Source organism: Bartonella sp. HY328 (assembly GCF_025449335.1).
In the GTDB taxonomy this organism is placed as follows: domain Bacteria; phylum Pseudomonadota; class Alphaproteobacteria; order Rhizobiales; family Rhizobiaceae; genus HY038.
On record NZ_CP104883.1, the window covers coordinates 905717 to 924587 of the forward strand.

General features: G+C 40.3%; 13 protein-coding genes and 2 tRNA genes. 9 read left to right on the forward strand and 6 right to left on the reverse strand.

Features of this window, described 5'->3' with window-relative positions; all coding sequences use genetic code 11:
* Positions 1-213 precede the first annotated feature (213 nt).
* The 4 genes from N5852_RS03765 to N5852_RS03780 all read left to right on the forward strand — a co-directional run bounded on the left by N5852_RS03765 (position 214) and on the right by N5852_RS03780 (position 4088).
* On the forward strand, positions 214-1749 hold the full coding sequence (locus N5852_RS03765; protein ID WP_262099087.1) for a DASS family sodium-coupled anion symporter: 1536 nt from the start codon (positions 214-216) through the stop codon (positions 1747-1749).
* A 2-nt stretch (positions 1750-1751) separates the two neighbouring features.
* Positions 1752-2834, forward strand: coding sequence for an Ldh family oxidoreductase (locus tag N5852_RS03770; RefSeq protein WP_262099088.1), 1083 nt, complete (start codon positions 1752-1754; stop codon positions 2832-2834).
* 171 nt (positions 2835-3005) lie between these two features.
* Positions 3006-3890 carry a LysR family transcriptional regulator gene (locus tag N5852_RS03775; RefSeq protein WP_262099089.1) on the forward strand — a complete coding sequence of 295 codons (885 nt, stop codon included), beginning with the start codon at positions 3006-3008 and terminating at the stop codon, positions 3888-3890.
* Positions 3891-4003: 113 nt separating this feature from the next.
* Positions 4004-4088 (forward strand) — tRNA-Leu (locus N5852_RS03780).
* 59 nt (positions 4089-4147) lie between these two features.
* Here N5852_RS03780 and N5852_RS03785 read toward each other — a convergent pair.
* The 6 genes from N5852_RS03785 to N5852_RS03810 all read right to left on the reverse strand — a co-directional run bounded on the left by N5852_RS03785 (position 4148) and on the right by N5852_RS03810 (position 12091).
* Entirely contained in the window at positions 4148-8374 is a 4227-nt protein-coding gene (locus tag N5852_RS03785; RefSeq protein WP_262099090.1) for an NACHT domain-containing antiphage protein HyoA, read from the reverse strand.
* 99 nt (positions 8375-8473) lie between these two features.
* Positions 8474-9145, reverse strand: coding sequence for a YdcF family protein (locus N5852_RS03790; protein ID WP_262099092.1), 672 nt, complete (start codon positions 9143-9145; stop codon positions 8474-8476).
* 398 nt (positions 9146-9543) lie between these two features.
* Positions 9544-9966 carry a large conductance mechanosensitive channel protein MscL gene (gene mscL / locus N5852_RS03795; RefSeq protein WP_262099093.1) on the reverse strand — a complete coding sequence of 141 codons (423 nt, stop codon included), beginning with the start codon at positions 9964-9966 and terminating at the stop codon, positions 9544-9546.
* Between the two features lie 134 nt (positions 9967-10100).
* Positions 10101-10196, reverse strand: a tRNA-Sec gene (locus N5852_RS03800).
* Between the two features lie 146 nt (positions 10197-10342).
* Complete coding sequence (locus N5852_RS03805) at positions 10343-11512, reverse strand: glutathionylspermidine synthase family protein (protein ID WP_262099094.1); 1170 nt, start codon at positions 11510-11512, stop codon at positions 10343-10345.
* A gap of 27 nt (positions 11513-11539) precedes the next feature.
* Positions 11540-12091 (reverse strand): DUF1190 domain-containing protein, encoded by a 552-nt coding sequence (locus N5852_RS03810; protein ID WP_262099095.1) that lies wholly within the window; start codon positions 12089-12091, stop codon positions 11540-11542.
* 252 nt (positions 12092-12343) lie between these two features.
* On the opposite strand from N5852_RS03810, the gene miaB reads away from it, so the two are divergent.
* From miaB to lnt, 5 genes are all read left to right on the forward strand, one after another.
* The gene (gene miaB, locus N5852_RS03815; protein WP_262099096.1) at positions 12344-13759 is read left to right on the forward strand and encodes a tRNA (N6-isopentenyl adenosine(37)-C2)-methylthiotransferase MiaB; all 1416 of its coding nucleotides are present in this window, start codon (positions 12344-12346) and stop codon (positions 13757-13759) included.
* A gap of 193 nt (positions 13760-13952) precedes the next feature.
* Positions 13953-15032, forward strand: coding sequence for a PhoH family protein (locus N5852_RS03820; protein WP_262099097.1), 1080 nt, complete (start codon positions 13953-13955; stop codon positions 15030-15032).
* A gap of 50 nt (positions 15033-15082) precedes the next feature.
* Positions 15083-15562, forward strand: a complete 480-nt coding sequence (gene ybeY, locus N5852_RS03825) for an rRNA maturation RNase YbeY (RefSeq protein WP_262099679.1) — start codon at positions 15083-15085, stop codon at positions 15560-15562.
* 159 nt (positions 15563-15721) lie between these two features.
* Positions 15722-16678 (forward strand): transporter associated domain-containing protein, encoded by a 957-nt coding sequence (locus N5852_RS03830; protein ID WP_262099098.1) that lies wholly within the window; start codon positions 15722-15724, stop codon positions 16676-16678.
* Between the two features lie 594 nt (positions 16679-17272).
* Positions 17273-18850, forward strand: a complete 1578-nt coding sequence (gene lnt, locus N5852_RS03835) for an apolipoprotein N-acyltransferase (RefSeq protein WP_262099099.1) — start codon at positions 17273-17275, stop codon at positions 18848-18850.
* The last annotated feature ends 21 nt before the right edge of the window (positions 18851-18871 follow it).

Here is an 18871-nt window from a genome sequence, read left to right on the forward strand (position 1 = left end):
GATTCATTGATAGTATATATTAAATATACTTCCAGTGCATAGTTTATTTTATATTATGTATTTGGAAATATTTAACTTACATTTTTAATTCTTCATTTGTTGATAGGCCATGATCCAGCGCTCAGATCTTTCTTCACTGGTGCACATGCGTCTTTTCGTTTGTGTTTGGCGTCGTGCACCCAAAATTTGCATATCATATAAGGAGTATGCGTCATGGGCACAGCAGACGCTGTTTCGCAACCTAAAAAAATTACAATCCCTTGGGGTCTTTTCGCGGGGCTGCTAGTTTTATTTGCAATTTTGATGTTACCAACGCCAGAAGGCCTTTCAACCTCTGGTCACCGAATGTTGGCGATTTTAACTTTTGCTGTGATTGTTTGGCTGACGGAAGCAGTTTCCTATGAAGTCAGCTCTCTTGCAATTGTCGCGTTAATTGCTCTTTTGGTGGGCTTAGCGCCGACGGTGACGCTAGATGCAGCAAAGGAGTTCATCAGCGAAGATCCTGCAAAGTGGCTTGGAACATCAAAAGGTATGGGCATGGCCTTATCTGGCTTTGCTAATGGTGCTTGGGCGCTGGTTGCGGGTGCAACCTTCCTTGCTGCCGCCATGACTTATACTGGATTAGATCGGCGTATCGCACTTATTACCTTAAATGTTATTGGTACAAGTACAAAACGCATTCTTATTGGCGTTATTGTTGTTACCATTATTCTTAGCTTATTTGTACCAAGTGCAACTGCTCGCGTTGCATGTATCGTACCAATTATGTCTGGTATTATCGCAGCTTATGGTGTTGAAAAGCGCTCACGCATTGCTGTTGGTATCATGATTTTGATTGCGCAGGCAACAAGTGTTTGGAACGTAGGTATTCAAACGTCTGCCGCACAAAATCTTTTGACAGTTGGCTTTATGCAATCAAGTATTGGACAGCAGGTTTCTTGGGGTCAATGGCTAATTGCTGGCGGACCTTGGTCAGTTCTGATGTCTTTTGTGCTTTATTTCGTTGTTCTAAAGATGATGCCACCTGAAGCTGATAATATTCCTGGCGGTAAGGAAGCTGTTGCAAAAGAATTGAAAGACCTTGGCCCTATCCCTGGCCCCCAAATTCGTCTCTTAACTATTACTTGCGTACTTTTATTCTTCTGGGCAACGGGCGGCGGCACCTTACATAGAATTGATACAACCACATCCACCACTGTTGGTCTTGTTATCATGATGCTACCTGGAATTGGCGTTATTAGTTGGAAAGAGGTGCAAAAGCGCACACCTTGGGGCACTATCCTTGTCTTTGGTGTTGGTATTTCCTTAGGTAGTGCTTTGCTCAATACTGGTGCCGGCAAGTGGCTTGGTGATTGGGTTGTTGAAAGTGCAGGTCTTGCATCATTAAGTCCATTCATGATCTTTACCGTGTTATCGGCATTCCTCATTGTTATTCACTTAGGTTTTGCAAGTGCGACAGCTCTAACCTCATTATTTATGCCAATTATGATTGTTATGTTCCATACAATTGGAACCACCAATTTAAGCTTAACTCCTGATATCCAATTAGGTCTTAGCATGTTACTTGGCTTTGTGGTGAGCTATGGCTTTATCCTTCCAGTCAATGCACCCCAAAACATGGTTTGTATGGCGACCGAAACATTTACGCCAACCGAATTTTCGAAGATGGGTATCGTCGTCACAATCATTGGCTATCTGCTCATGCTTCTTATGGCTCTGTTCTACTGGCCTCTATTAGGGTGGTTGTGATCATGATTAACATCGACATAGCTAATGCCAAGAATTTTATCACTGATATATTGCTTGCAAAAGGTGTAAATAATCAAGTTGCGTTAAATGTTGCTGATCACCTTATTGCCTCCGATCAAGCAGGATATGCAAGCCATGGTTTAACGATTTTACCTAATTATGTAAAAGCTTTAGATCAAGGAACACTTAAAATCGATGGTGAATTTAATTGTTATCGTAAATCTGGGGTATTGCTAGGATATGACGCTCATCTAGGCTTTGGTCAACACGCAGCTAAAATTGCATTTTCAAATGCAATTGATGTTGCCCATGAACAAGGGATTTGCGCCTTAACATTGCGCCACGGACATCATATTGGCCGTATTGGTTATTATGGTGAAATGGTATGTGATGCAGGTATGGCATTGTTAGCTTTTTGCAATATTGTTAAGCGGACCCCAACAGTTGCGCCCTTTGGTGGTGTAAAAGCGAAGCTTACAACAAATCCTATGTGTTATGCTTGGCCTTTGCCAAATGGTAAGCCACCTTTTGTTCTAGACTTGGCAACTGGTGCTATCGCTTTGAATAAAGCACGTGTTCTTGCCGAAAAGGGCTGTGAAGCGCCAGCTGGAAGCATGATTGATGCAACTGGTAAGCCAACCAACGACCCACGTGTATTATTTCAAAATCCTCCCGGAAATCTTTTAACTTTTGGTGGTCATAAAGGTTACGGGCTTGGATTGGCTGTGGAGCTTTTTGCAGGTATTTTATCAGGCGGCGGTACCATAGAAAAAGAGCATTACGGTAATGGTATGGCGGTCAATAATGTCTTTGCTCTCATTGTTAATATTGGCAAATTCGTCCCTAACGACTGGGCTGAACATGAAACGGAAGCATTCTTTGCTTATTTGAAAGATTGTCCAACGCAAGATGCACAAGGTGCTGTCTTATATCCAGGTGAGGTTGAAGCGAAGAACCGTTTAAAATTCAGCAAAGCTATTCCTGTTGAGGAAAAATCTTGGCAAATATTAGTTGAGTTAGCATCTAACTTGGGAGTATCGCCACCTGTTGTACACTCGCTAAACGAACAAAACGCAGTTGTTTAATTTTAAACAATTGCTACCCTGTCGGTAATCCTCCCCCTCGGCCGACAGGGTCTCTTTCATTAAATGAAGTATTTTTAATTTGGGCTTTTTATTTGAACTTAGAATTCTATTTGAAGTTATCCAAAGGCGCTGGTTTACAGCAAAATGCGAAGAATCCGTTGGGATAGTGATATGAATGAACGTGATTGGGAACTATTAAAAGTTCTTTATGAAATTAAGTCTATTACCCGTGCCGCTGACAGGCTCTTTATGACACAGCCGGCTCTTTCCATCCGACTTCGAAATATGGAATCCTATTTTAATACGACGCTAGTTATCAGAAATAAACGTGGTATCCAGTTCACGGCAGAAGGTGAATATTTAGCTAAAAAAGCATCATTTATGCTCAATGAAATGACCAATGTAAAAGAGCATATTCAGACGATGAAAGGCACAATATCTGGAACTGTGCGGATTGGTGCTTCGCATTTTATTAGTAAATTTATACTTCCCCCCATTCTACAAAGCTTTAAAAAAGAATATCCTGAAGTGCGCTATCAAGTGTTTTCTGGTTGGAGCCGGGACATTTTGCAGCTGGTGGTTAGTAATAATGTCCATATGGGCTTTGTGCGTGGCGAGTATCATTTTTCAGGCGAACGGCTTTTACTTTATAAAGACGTAATGTGTTTTGCGAATAAAGAAAAAGTAAGACCTACCGAATTAGATAAGCATTATTTGATTGATTATCAAAATGATCCACTTAATCAATTATTAATTAACCGCTGGTGGGTGGAAAACTATTCGATGCCACCACGTATTTCAATGAATGTTGATCGCTTGGATACATGTCTTGAGATGGTAAGAAATGGTTTAGGATATGGATTTTTACCATCAACCGTGATGAGTTTGGCACCTGAAATTTATCATGAACCGCTTACTTATAAAAACGGTAAATATTGTGAGCGTGATACTTGGCTTTTTTATAATAAGGATGCGTGTGAACTTAGTCTTGTTAAAGCATTTATCGATAAATTAAGCAGCATTGACATGGGCAACTGTAAATTAAAAGCTGCATAAATTCATGGCTTAAACTTTTGAACACCGACAATATCTTGATGAGAGAAGCCGATGGGAAATTGACAAAATACCATTGACACAATTTTAATCTTATCTTAGATGATGGCCACATTGCCCAGGTGGCGGAATTGGTAGACGCGCAGGTTTCAGGTATCTGTGCCGCAAGGCGTGGAGGTTCGAGTCCTCTTCTGGGCACCAATTTGTTTGTCCGTGATAATTAGCAATTACGTTTTTTTAATGCGGTTTTATATTACTAATCATGATTTATCGCGCGCTTTGGCGTGGCGTAGCGTTAAATCAATACCTATAATGATGATATCATCAATATTGGGATAATTAGGTGCGATTTTTTGCCAGTGGGCTTTTAATGCTTCAATCAAATTCGGAAAAACAACTTTTTTCGCATCGGGCGATTGCCAACGCTTTTTTTTACCGCGCCAGATTAACAGAAAAAAACCGCGTTTTGACCGACTATCTTTTAAATAATCGTTGCTTAGCTGGTTTTTAAACCTTTCAAATAATTTTGGCCCTGTCCAATTATCGGCCAATTTTAACTCAATCGGGATTGGCCCGTCAAAACCATAACCATGAACGCGAAAATCAGGCCTTTCATCACCAGATAATTGTTCTTCTTGTGGTATGGAAAAATGTCCCTTGGCGTTGCCACGTAATCTACCACCGATAAATTTTCTAATTTCAACCTCTTGGGTCATCGTTTTAAGGATATTGGCTATACTATCATCACCTTTTTCTAAATCATCTTTTAAATCATTAAGTTGAAATTCAATTAAATCAGCAAGTTGGCGATTATTAGATGGTGTTGATTCAAGCTCATTGCTAAAGTCACGAAATTGTAGCGCGCTCCAAGGCGCATTATCTGCATCAAGACTTGCGCGTTTTATGGCGACAGCTTTAAAAATTTGCCGCTCATTAACATCTGGGTGCTGCTCGCTTAAATTTAAAAAAGCCAAATAGGCTTCTTTACCGGGGATTTCTCCTAATATTTCGCGTAATTTGTCACGGCAATTCTGCGCATTGTCGCGCAATGTTGGGCTATATATTCCCTTTCCAACCCGCCTAGTATCCTCACTTTTTTTGATATATTCGCTAATAGTTAAATAGATATCAGCCAAATGATCTGCTTTTTTATAAGCAAAGCGACATGAATTTTGTTGATAATCGTCATCATCAATCAATTGAACAATAAATAACATTGATAATTGCAGTGCATCTTCAGCCGATAATAACTGCAGCTTATCCCGCAGTGCTGCAATTGCCGGCGCTGGATCTGTCGCACACCATAGAGCAAACCAATGGGCTAAATTTTCCAAATAATTTATCGATTGACATTTTCCTTGGGCCAAATTGGCTAAATCTTGGTTGTTTAGTGCAGATCGCTCAATTAAATTAATACAAGCTGAAAGAAGATCGCGGTCTTTTGGCTCGTTCTTATAAAGCGTTTTCAGTAGTAATTCAGCAAAGAGATTTGAAAATTCGCCATCTTGTATGGCGATTAGATCAATAACATCCCTTGCATATGTTTGACGCTCAACATCGCCTAATGCCCAAACTAATTCCTTGGCTATTATATCAAAGACAAGTTTAGGGAAATGCTTAGTCAATTGGGCAAGCCAAGGTAAGGCATTATTTTTTATGCCATATAAAAAATACCGAATTGCTTTTTCAGCGTCATCTGCTACTAGGGTTTCAGGCCAATGATCATCAAGCTCGGTTTCCATTTCTAAACCCGCAAAGCCAAAAAGAACTTCAAAAGGAATTTTATTTAAAGTTGCACCTTCTGAAAATGTTTTGGGCTTATATAAGCGCCAATAGTTCCTCGCGCCGTCCCGATAGGCTTGCGCTACCTCTTCTCCATACTGCTCGATAAGTGAGCGCCAATTGGCGCCTTGCACAAATTGATTTCCGTCTTCTGAAATGAGCGAACATTCAAAAAACAAGCCCTCTTGACAATCTGTGAGCTGTGATAGGTCTTTAAATTGTGGTTTGGTTAAAATATCTAGATTATTTTTTACCCATTCAATATTTTTTTGTTTTATGCGTTCTTCTTCAATCTGCCTTTTCTTTTCGTCTAATTGATATTGCTCCAACTCTATCTCATCTTCGCTTTTAGGCGCAGGTGAAAGGTAAAAGTTCAAGTTATCTTCAAGCGGTTTTATACCTTTTACCGCTTCTAATAAATCTTTTCTCATAAAATTTGGCTGCTCATTTTGCCGGAATATGTCAACAGCTAACGACAGCGCAACTAGCCTATCCTGCATAAGCGCTTTTGTTGTAATATAACTCAAAATCCTTGTGAAATCCGCTTTTTGAAATTGCCATAATCTGCCAAAAAATGGTAGAGGCCAACAATCCTCCAATGTTTTACCCTCGGATTCTTTTATCAAGCGCACTTGCTCGACTTGATACCAAAACAGCGCGTCATTTAACGCAGGCGACGCTGCTATCAATTTTTCGACTTTTAAATCAATAGTGTGGAAATGTAGAGAGTGCGATCTTGTTACTTGACCTAAGATAAAGAGAGCTGGCAAGATATCCTCAATCAAAGTTTCATCATGCTGCTCAACTAGAATTTTAGTAGCAAAGGCAAAAGCGATAAAAACAGGCTTTAAAGCATCAAAGTTTTCAATGCGATGCTCTTCTGGTTTAATTTTTTTACTTAAAAATTGCCCAATTGCAGTTAGAAAGAATTTTAAGTCATCGCTATGCAGCTCTTTAATGAAATCCACTAAAGTCAATTCAAATAGGTCGATTATTTGTGTATTAAACTCGATTTTTTGTAAAACTTCCACCAACCACAATATGGATTGCTGATTTGGTTCTAAATCCGAAATTAATATATTAGCAAGCCGTCGCTCTAAGGTTTCAGCTTCATTTAAGAAAAATGTTCTTAATTTTTGTTTGGTTGCAGAGTCGCCAATTTCGATAATCGCTTGAAACGCGATGTTTCTAAGTTTTATTGAAGCTTCACAATCATAAGCAAATTTTTCCACCCTCGTTAAAGCTTCATCTAACCGCCCCGCATAAACCATACGCAATAAAAGCGCGTTAATTGAGTTACTTGTCGGATATTGTTTGAATAATTCAAGTATCAAGTCGCATAGATCTTTACGGGCAAAACGAATAAGCGTGTCTAAATCTATGTAAGACGGCGCATAACCTATCGCTTCAATTTCTTGGCAAATGGTTTTTAATATTTGCTCACGCGTTTGCAAGGGCAATAATTCAGGACATTCTGTTTCTAACACAATATAGGGATCAATGGATTTTGCTTTACTTAATATTTTATCATCAAACAAAATAACCCATGCTAATATAGGACGCATAAATGGCTTAATGACATCAATGCCATATTGGTTGGCAAAAAATAGATTTTCAACTTGCCGTCGTGAATTTCCTTTATGTAAAAGCTGCAACACCCATTGACCGGTTAAATATTCCCTTATGCTCCGATGATGAAAACGCACGCAGCCGTAATGCGCCTCATCAAAAATTGCACGGCCTAAAAGTGTTTCTTGTTCTTCTGCTGGCCAATCGGTTAAAATAAGGTCTATTTTCAGGGAATTTGCGTCCTCATCATCGGCATTTATTGCAATTGTTTGGGTTTTAGCCATAGTCATTGCACCAGCAATAAGTTTAGCTGCACCCTCAATTGCTTCTATCGTTATATTAGTCATGCGTTTTCTATCAGGATTATCTTCATTTAACCGTTTTGCAATAAGATCTTTTATCAAATCGATCCGTGGTTTAATCTTGCCATCCTTTAACCAAAGCTGACATAAGCTAACAAAATCTAACGGTCTTTGACCAAAAAAGCTCGCATTTGCTCTTTCCATATTGTTAAAAAAGTTTTTTGTGTCTTTTATACCAATCCGAGCTGCAATTGCTGTTTGCTGCTCCTTTGAAAGATCACATAACGTATAAATATCAAAAGCATTATTTTCGCTTTTGGTAACCTCTACAGGCAATAGTTTTTCACATAAATCTCGGTCTGTTCGTGGCCGCCAAGCACTTGCGCGGCTGGTTATATAGATGTGAGTGCGTTTTAAAGCAGAACGCAGCGTATTTGATATTGTTTTAATGGCAAATTCAAAGTCGCGCGGGTCTTTAAGGCGGCTTTCATCAACGGAATCAAAAAATAGCCAAGCATCATCGCTTGATTTAAGCCATGCTTCAAAAGCGTCCTTGTCACCAACTTCAAAAGCACTATCAAAATCAGTGCGTATATATTCCAACCTTATAAAAAAGGCTATTTTACCTTGTTGATTAAGCTTTTGCGCCTGATTTTGAATTTCAGCGGTTTTACCTGATCCAGCCTCTGCCAATATAACCACGCGCCGCTTTTCTAATAGCTCTGCCCAAGTGATATTGCCAAGATTATTTCCAAAATCAATATCACGATATTCATCATTTTGCGGCTCTTTGGGAAGCTGTTTAAATAAGCGATTTACGTCCAAAAACTCCATACCTGCCCCCAATAATCAGCCAACTTTTCATCTTTAAAAGTCTAAACCAAATATCGTGGGAAGGATAGCTCAAAACAGTATGTTATTTATATTTCATTTTTAAAGTTTAAAAAATCGTGTGCCGATATATTTTAAATATTCAATGCCAAGTACGCGCAGGTGATTAATAACACTTAGCCAGTCTTCACTTTGGTTTTCAACACGGATAGGGTAGGGGATCAGTTCAACATTGGGCATTGCCTGTTGCATAATATAAAGACTGCGCGGCATGTGATAATCATTGGTGACTACATAGATTTTTTTAAAGTTATGCTTTTTTACCCATTCTGCGCTTTCGCTGCCATTGCCTTTGGTGTTTAAAGCCTCTCGTCCCAGCTCAATACAGCATTCAAATAATTTAGGGTCGGTATGGTTGGCACGCGCGAGCGTGCCGCTATCAGCTGAAGGATTGACACCGCTGATTAATAGGTTATGTGCCTTTTTTTGGTTAAGCAAGAAAATGCCGCTTTCAATGCGTGCACGCCCACCTGTTAGAACGATGATGCCATCAGCTTGCGGTAGTGGGTCAGGTGCCATTAAGCGATCGACTTTTTCGCCAAAATAGACAAAGCCGGTGGTGAAAATAGCAAATAGAATAAAAACTAAGATTGAAATTGGTGGAATATGCTTGAAAAAACGCTTGCGCCAATAGCGGCTAGGCTCTAGCCGAGCATCATCCTTGCCTTTTTCGGGCTGTATTTGTTTATGTCCCGAAATGTCACGTGGCTTCATAAATATCTCTTCACGCACTAGGAATAATAATTATTATTGAAGCAAAGGGTAAGTTATAACTCCATCAATATGACAAATTTTTGAAAAACTTGCCTTTATCTGGTTGCTAAACCATAATATGGCAATGTTGATTATCAATAATATTGCAATTATTTCTGGCGCATAAGTTAGTCTCTATGCCACTTAGTTTGCAATATTTGCCTTAAAAATAAAAATTTTTGGTAAAATTATTGATGCAATAGCTAATTTTATTTTTAAAAAATTTTAATGATATAAAATGTTGACGCCCTTTAGGCGTTATTCTCTTGGTGATTAAATTTATCTCATTTATTGGTGTTTTATAAAAAATGTTGAGGCATTTTCCAACTCGGTTAAATTGGAAAATGCCTATATAGCTACTAATTTGCTGTTTTTGTGGCAAGCAAATCGCGGATTTCGGTAAGAAGGATTTCTTCCTTTGTAGGTTCAGGCTTTGCTTCAACTTTGGCCTCATCCTTCGTGCGCAGCTTATTCATTCCCTTAACGACAAGGAACAATACCCAAGCGACGATCAAAAAATTGATGGCGAGGGTGATAAAATTACCATAAGCTATGGTAGCGCCGGCTGCACGGGCGGCAGCTAATGTGGTTTGCGGCTCGCCAGCAAGCTGAATAAACATATTGGAAAAATCAATGCCGCCAGTAATACGGCCGATAATTGGCATTAAAATATCATTCACAACCGAATTGACCAAGCCGCTAAAGGCAGCACCAATAATAACACCAATGGCTAAATCAACCATATTGCCCTTAATGGCAAATTGTCTAAATTCTTTTAACATTTAAATACCCTATTTTGAAAATATCTATTTTCATGAAAATACCATTACTTGATATGGTTTTTCGTGAATGCTAAATTCATTATGTATGTTAAAGAAGCTGTGTGACAATGGTTTTTAATTAATTTTTTGCAAATTGGCGGAAGGGAGTGGGTGTCGAACCCACCAAAGACTGTCTCGCAGCCCCTTACGGCTTTGAAGGCCGTATCCACCACCGGATGAACTTCCCTTCCATTATGCTTTTATTATCACGGTCGTCACCTAAGGTGACAACCAATGATTAGCATATACTGCATTTATCATTAATTATAAAAAAATGCAGTATGTTTTTTAATTCTAAAAGGAATTATATCCAATTAAAATGGATGCAATTCCTGTTTTAATCAAGAATAAAATGGGGGACAAAACGCGAAGTATTGCGAGTAATCGGCGTTGAATCTTCTCTAATGCCAATGCCAGCTGGCTGGCCTGCAACTATCCACGAGCCAATGACTGTCCAGTCGTCACCAAATTGTGGTAAATATTGAATAGCTTGGCGAATATAGCCTTCGGCACCATATGGGCCATCAACTTTAATCGTACTGGTCTTTGTGCCATTGTCAATAATTGTGACATTTGCGCCTTCACGCGATAAAAGTGGTTTGCGCACATAATGATTGGCAAGAAGGCTTTTTCTTAAATCATCTTCAAAATAAGAAGCAAGAAGGTTTGGATGATCTGGAAACATTTGCCAAAGAACCGGCATAAGTCCTTTATTAGAAAGCACAAGCTTCCATAAAGGTTCAATAATGCGGGTCGGTGTATCGATAAGGTATTTGCCAAAATCCTCACGCACCATGTCTTCAAGCGGGTAAAGCTTGAAAAGCGTGTTGATGCGTTCTTCATAAGTATCCGTAAACCAGTGATCGGCATCAACTCCAATATGAGCAATATCAATCATGACCGGCACAAGGCCTGCTTGACTTGCGCAATCGGCAAGATAGGAAACAGTACCGTAATCTTCTGGACTATCGCTGACACTAGCGAAATGCATAACACCATTCGGCGAGCCAATTGCCGTAAGTGCTGTGATAAGTTTTTCATGCAAAAGGTTGAACTGGTCGGCCTCAGCTGGTAATTCGCCACGCTTTTTCATGTCCTCAAGCCAACGCCATTGAAACACTGCGGTTTCAAATAGGCTGGTTGGCGTATCAGCATTAAATTCCAACAATTTTGCGGGCTCTTCACCATTGAAGGAAAAGTCAAATCGACCATAAAGATCACGGTCTTTGCGTTCCCATGATTGGCGAATGACTTTGAAAAATTCTTCAGGAATTGCCATGCGGCGCATAAGTTGGTCATCGGCAAGGATGTGGTCCACCGCCTCATAGCACATGCCCATTAATTCGGCTGATGGATCCTCAATGCCTTCTTCAATTTCCGCTAGGCTAAATTGATAGGCATGGCGTTCATCCCAATAGCGTTCACCATCAATGGTATGAAATTCAAAACCACTGGCGGCGGCGTCTTCACGCCAGTCCGCCCGCTCATTAAGTTCAATACGTTCCATAATGCTTTTGCTGATCCGCTGTTGTCTTTAAGATGAAATAGCGCTTGCCCGGCTACCAAAACCACCCCGAGCCATAGTTTTGGTTCTTGTTTCTGGGGCACGAGCTGCAGCAGAAGAAGATGAAAGGCGTGTTGCACCACGTTGGTTGGCAACGGTTGCGCCGTTACTATTGACATATGAGCTGCTGCCAGAACGTTGATAAAGCGATTGTGGTGCCATTCTTTGTCCACTATTGAACATTGAACCCATCATATAACCCATCATCAGCGGCATGAAGAAGCTGCCCATACCAGAATGCATTGTGGTGTTTGAGCCATTTTCTGCTGCCGAATTTTGTTCGCATTTGCCAACGCCAAATTCAGCTTCACAATCTTCCTTATTGGCATAGGCAGGTGCAGTTGCAAGATGGGTTGTAGTAGCTTCTTTAAAATCTTGCTGACATTGGTCTGCAGGATATATTCCGCTTGAAATACACTCATTCACATCTTTAAATACTGCGGTATCAACTTCACTATCACCACATGCAGTAAGAGCAACCCCACCCATTAATACGAGCGTTACGGCCAGACAACGTTTCATAAATCTTCCTCATTTGCGTTTTTGGTTTTCACGTAAAATTTATCAATATATAGTTTTGTGGCAAATACAAGGCTTTAGCTATCATTGTTGTTAGTCAAAGAAAAATATTAGCTCATTTTACCTATAGAGTGTTGGTATTGATGATATGGTGTGGATATTTCAACGCAAATTGAACAAGTTTGGCTTGAATTATAACATAAAATTGTTATTTGGTCTTTTAAAAGGCAATAAAAAAGAGTAAAAGCTCATCTTATGACCAAAGACATTTTAAATACACCAGAACAAGTAATTAGTCGTCCAAATAGCCGCAAGGTTTTTATTAAAACCTATGGTTGCCAGATGAATGTTTATGATAGTCAACGCATGAGCGATAGCTTAAGCGCAGAAGGTTATGTTGCGACTGAAACGGCTGAAGATGCCGATCTTATTTTGGTGAATACTTGCCATATTCGTGAAAAAGCAGCTGAGAAGCTTTATTCAGACCTTGGCCGTTTGCGTGTTTTGCGCGCCGAGCAAGATCGCCCAATCACGATTGGTGTAACAGGCTGTGTGGCGCAGGCTGAGGGTGAAGAAATTATTCGCCGCGCCCCTGGTGTTGATCTTGTTGTGGGTCCACAAACTTATCACCGCTTACCGCAAATATTGCGTGATGTCGAAAGTGGTAAAAAGGTTGTTGAAACTGAATATGCGGTTGAAGATAAGTTTAAGCATTTGCCTTTGCCAAAGCGTGAAGCGGTGGCAAGCCGTGGCGTGAGCGCCTTTTTAACCGTTCAGGAAGGGTGCGATAAGTTTTGCACTTTTTGTGTTGTTCCTTATACGCGCGGTGCTGAAAGTTCGCGACCCGTTGCACAAATTATTCGTGAAGCACAGCGTTTGGTCGATTCGGGTGTGCGTGAAATAACTTTGCTTGGCCAAAATGTGAATGGTTGGCATGGGGCGGGGGAAGATGGTAAATCTTGGCGGTTAGGTGAACTCCTTTATAAACTTGCAGAAATAGATGGCATCAAGCGTTTGCGCTATATGACTAGTCATCCAAATGATATGGATGATGGGCTTATTGCCGCGCATCGTGATCTTGATGTGTTGATGCCCTATTTGCATTTGCCAGTGCAAGCAGGCTCTAATCCAATTTTAAAGGCTATGAATCGTCATCACACTGTAGATGATTATTTGCGCTTAATTGAACGGATGCGTGACGCGCGTCCTGATATTGCTATGTCTGGTGATTTTATCGTTGGTTTCCCGGGGGAAACCGATGAGGATTTCAAGGCAACCATTCGCTTGGTTGAAGAAGTTTTCTATGCCTCTGCCTATTCATTTAAATATTCGCCGCGTATTGGAACGCCAGGCGCAGAAATGAAAAATCAGGTTAACGAAGCGGTTAAGGATGAGCGCTTACAGGAATTGCAAGCCTTGTTAACCAAGCAGCAGCGCGAATTTTTACGCTCTAAAATTGGTGTTACTACGGATGTTTTGGTGGAGCGTAAAGGTCGCCATGATGGGCAAATGATTGGACGTTCGCCTTGGCTATTACCGATTGCTGTTACAACAGACGCACCAACGGGTGAAATGATAAGGGTTAAGATTGGTGAAGCAGGGCCAAATAGTTTGGTTGGCTATCCGCTTGATGATCACGCGACATTATTACCAACTGCCTTATCTGCTTGACGGTGTTAACAACTAGTAGTTTATTGTTGATAGAAGAAATATTTTGTAAATTTATCAAAAAAATTGCAACAATAAAATATTTTTGAAACTTTGCCATTGGATAAATTATTACATTCATTTGAATGAGTTTTAAGATGGAAACGAATTTAGACCGCTTATATTGGTACCAGCTCACACATTAGGGGAAATACGCTTGAGCGAAAAAAGTGAGATAGAGACAAGTGAAGCTATAGTGACAAGTGGTGCGTCAGATTTGGCCCATATTGTTTTAACCTTTGACAGTAATCGTGAATCTCTTGCGGTTTTTGGGCATTTTGATGAAAATCTTGCTCGCATTGAGCAAAAGTTGGGTGTCGATATCAGAGCCCAAGGCAATGAGGTGACTTTGCGTGGAGAGGCGATTGCAACCGCGCAAGCCCGCCGAGCGCTTGATCATCTCTATCAATTGGTAAAGCAGGGAAATAATCCCAATTTATCTGATACGGATGGCGCCATTGCAATTGCAACCGCACCCGAGCCGCAGCTTGAATTACCCACTATGGAACATAGTGCCAAGCAAAGAATTGCCCATATCTCAACGCGCAGAAAAACTATTTATGCCCGTACGCCAACGCAAGATGCGTATATGCGTGCAATGGATCGCGCTGAGCTTGTTTTTGGCGTTGGTCCAGCAGGCACTGGTAAAACCTATCTTGCTGTTGCCCATGCTGCCCAATTATTAGAGCGCGGAGTGGTTGACCGCATTATTTTGTCACGCCCAGCAGTTGAAGCAGGTGAAAGACTAGGCTTTCTACCCGGCGATATGAAAGAAAAGGTTGATCCCTATTTGCGGCCGCTTTATGATGCACTTTATGACATGATGCCGGCTGACAAAGTCGAGCGCGCCATTACTGCTGGCGTCATTGAAATTGCGCCGCTTGCTTTTATGCGTGGGCGCACTTTGGCGCATTCTGCTATTATTCTTGACGAAGCGCAAAATACCACCGCCATGCAAATGAAAATGTTTTTGACCCGCCTTGGCGAGGGCGGCAGGATGATTATTACTGGCGATCCAAGTCAGGTTGATTTGCCGATGGGGCAAAAGTCTGGACTTGTCGAAGCTTTGCGGATTTTGCAAGGTGTTGATAATATCGTAACCGTCAGATTTACTGAAAAAGATGTTGTGCGTCATCCGCTCGTTGCTGCCATTGTATCAGCCTATGATCGTGATTTTCGTGAAAATAAAGCAAGGCAAGATGGAAAATTGGGTGAAAAAGTCAATGCTAGTTCATAATGGTATCGATTATGAGTACTGAACCAAATATTTTACCAGTAAATGAAGATATGCTAAAAATAGACATTGACCTTATTATTGAAGATGATGCTTGGGGCGGTGAGCCTAAATTATTGGCGCTGGCACAAAAGGCAACCTATGAAACTATGTTGCATTTAGGATTTAGTGACATTGAAAGCGAGTTAAGCCTTGTTTTCACCAATGATGAATCTATTCGAGCTATAAATGCGCAGTGGCGTAATAAGGATAAGGCAACCAATGTCTTATCTTTTCCTGCTTTTGATGTTGAGCCAAATGAAGAACCTGACGTTATGCTTGGTGATATTATTATCGCCTATGAAACAGTAGAGCGTGAAGCTGCTGAAGAAAACAAGCCTTTTGATCATCACCTTACCCATTTATTTGTTCATGGTCTCTTACATTTATTGGGTTATGATCATGAAAATGACGAAGACGCAGAAATAATGGAAGCTTTAGAACGAGAAATTTTAGCAAAACTCTGTATTCCTGACCCCTATACACAAGATTAGTACTGCTATTGCGCTTTACAAATAGTGTAAAAACGCTTTATTATATTTACGAAAATACAAATTAGTTATTCTATTTAAATATTTCCTTTTTAATTGATAGTCAAAAGACGGTCAATTAATAAAGGAATAACCAGTAAAAAGGCAACCAAGAACAACACGATGGCCGACAAATCGACAACATCCAGTTCACATCAGGACAATGGTAGTGACGGCGAAGAGCTTAGTCCTGCGCAAACGCAAAAGCTTGCCAAACCATCTCTCATGGGTAAATTTTTCAATTTTTTGCGTTCGCGAAATGGCGAAAATAATGACAGCGAAAAACTTATTGATGAAAGTTTACTCACGCCCCAGCAGCGGCTGATGCTTGAAAATTTAATGGAGCTGCATGAAGCTCGTGTTGCTGATGTTATGATCCCGCGCTCCGAGATTGAAGCTATTGATATTGATACCAGTCTTGCTGATACATTAAAGTTTTTTGATAAATCTGGTCATTCACGCATGCCAGTTTATGCTGAAACCTTGGATGATCCACGTGGTATGATCCATATACGCGATATTTTAAATTATATGACACGTACGGCTCAAACTGCTGTCGAAAATGGACCGCTAGATCTTGGGCAAGTTGATTTAACTAAGACAATTGGCGAAATTGGGGTCATTCGCGACGTTCTATTTGTGCCCGATTCAATGCTTGCTAGTCAGCTTTTAAGCCGCATGCAAACAACCCGTACGCAAATGGCTTTGGTTATTGATGAGCATGGCGGTACTGATGGCCTTGCCTCCATGGAAGATGTCTTTGAAATGGTGGTTGGTGACATTGAGGACGAGCATGACGATGATGATGTCATGATTGTCAAAGAAGAGGGCGATAGCTGGATTGTTGATGCCCGCACCGATCTTGAGGAGCTTACAGAAATCATCGGTGAGGATATGCATTTTGGCGATCTAGTGGATGAGGTTGATACTATTGGCGGTTTCATTGTTACCGTGCTTGATCGTATTCCACTGCGCGGTGAAACGATTGAAGCAGTCATAGGCTTTAGCTTCCAGATATTGGAGGCGGATCGCCGCCGTATTCGCCGTATTAAGATTAAGCGGTTAGCTACCGACATTTAATAATCTAACAGATGATTTGCAACAGCCGTTTGATAGTTCGTCAAGCGGCTTTTTTGTCTTTTACCATTTTTTTCAAGATCTTAATTTTACAATTTATTTCTAAACTATTTGATATGATGCGATTCATACAGGTATGTTCTTGGTTTTGACACAATTTTAACGCAAAATTTACTAAAGGTTTTTGCAAAAATACTTTACACTTATTAATAGCCATATTAGAGATGACGATAACTTCATTGCTGTTAATTTGCTTGAGATCAAGGAATGTAAAGTAAAAGCGATGTATATTAGGTCGTAAATTATGAGATTTAATCGCTCGTCAGAAATTATACTGCTAGTTAAAATTAATTAAGATTTTTGGCAATCAGTTTGGCTTCATCTGAGGAGCGTGATGTATTGGTATTAAATCTATGATGGAATAAATCTTCGGGTAGTATTATCGTCTTGCCGCATATTCACTTTAGATAAGAGTGTAAAGTGCAGAAGATATTTTATTTTAAATGTTTTTGATGCAAAATGCCTTTAAGTTTTTGACAACTTATTAAGGCCGTCGTTACATTGAAGATTAAACATAAAAAATGAAAAGGAAACAAAATGCTACGATGGATTGACGGGCTTAAGCATTTAACTGGTATAAGACGGCAATTGGTAGCTTTTTTCTTTGGTGCACTTATGGCTTTTGCACTAGCGCCATTTTATCTTTTCTTCCTATGCTTTATAAGTTTTCCGATACTAATCTGGTTGATAGATGGTGTAGTTGAAAGCCAAAAAGGTTTTAAAAAATATGCTTTGGTTGCCTTAACCGGATGGAGCTTTGGTTTTGGCTACTTTGTTTTTGGGCTTTGGTGGCTTTCAAGTGCAATGTTTGTTGATCTTGCCACCTATTATTGGGCAATTCCATTTGCCATTTTTGGCTTACCAGCATTTCTCGCACTTTATTATGGTCTAGCAACTCTGTTTGCTACCCTTTTAAATTGGCGCTCCTATGGGCGGATTGTTACTTTAAGTCTTACTTTTGGTGTCGTCGAATGGTTGCGAGGGGTGGCTTTCACCGGTTTCCCTTGGAACAGTATTGGTTATACAGCGATGCCTGACCTTTATTCTATGCAAATTGCTTCGCTAATTTCGGTGTTAGGTGTTAATTTTTTAGCGGTTTTGGTTTATGCAACGCCTGCAGTTATTGCTGATAAAAAAGGGTTGAAATTGCCCTTCGCACTAGCAGCTTTGCTTATCTTTTTTGATCTTGGCTTTGGTGCTTATCGTTTGTCTTTTGCCCCAAGTGAGTATGCAAAAGGAAATGAGGTTGTTGTGCGTTTGGTGCAGCCATCCATTGATCAAAGCCAAAAGCAAGATATGGTTTTGGCGCGGCAAAGCTATGACCAATTGGTTGTTCTATCCACAGAAGACAACCCTTTAACTACTAAAAATCCCGATATTATTATTTGGCCAGAAACTGCCTTGCCCTATTATTTAGATCATACGCCTGGTTTGGTTGAGGATATTGCCGCCTTATTGAGTGAGGGACAATTGCTGCTGACTGGAAGCGTCCGGCTAGTCTATAATGAAGATGGCAAACAAAGCTATTATAATTCGATGCAGGTAATTAACCAAGAAGGCGAGATTATTGCTTTTGCCGATAAAGCGCATCTTGTGCCTTTTGGTGAATACATGCCGTTTGGTGAGTTTTTTAAGAAGTTTGGGCTAACCGCAATCGCAGAGGCGGTTGGCGGCTATAGCGCCGCAAGTGAGCATAAAACTTTGACGCTTTTGGACAATTTGACGATTTTACCTCTCATTTGTTATGAGGCTATTTTTTCGAATGAAATGGATTATCGCGGGCCGCCGCCTAATGTTTTGCTTAATCTTACCAATGACGCTTGGTTTGGACAGACCCCTGGTCCTTGGCAGCATTTCCAACAGGCACGCTTGCGGGCAGTTGAACAAAATATGCCACTTTTAAGGGCAACCAACAATGGTATCACGGCAGTTATTGATCCATATGGAAGAATCATTAAGCAAATTGATCAAAATCGAGTGGCTTATCTTGATGCACCTATTCCAAGTTATAGGGCGCCAAATTGGCATAAGATTTCAAATGGTAAAGAAATTTTATCTATAATTCTATTTTTATCAATCTTTAGTTGGTTTTTAAGGCGTTACCACCAGTGCTGATCAATTGACATTGGATCATTA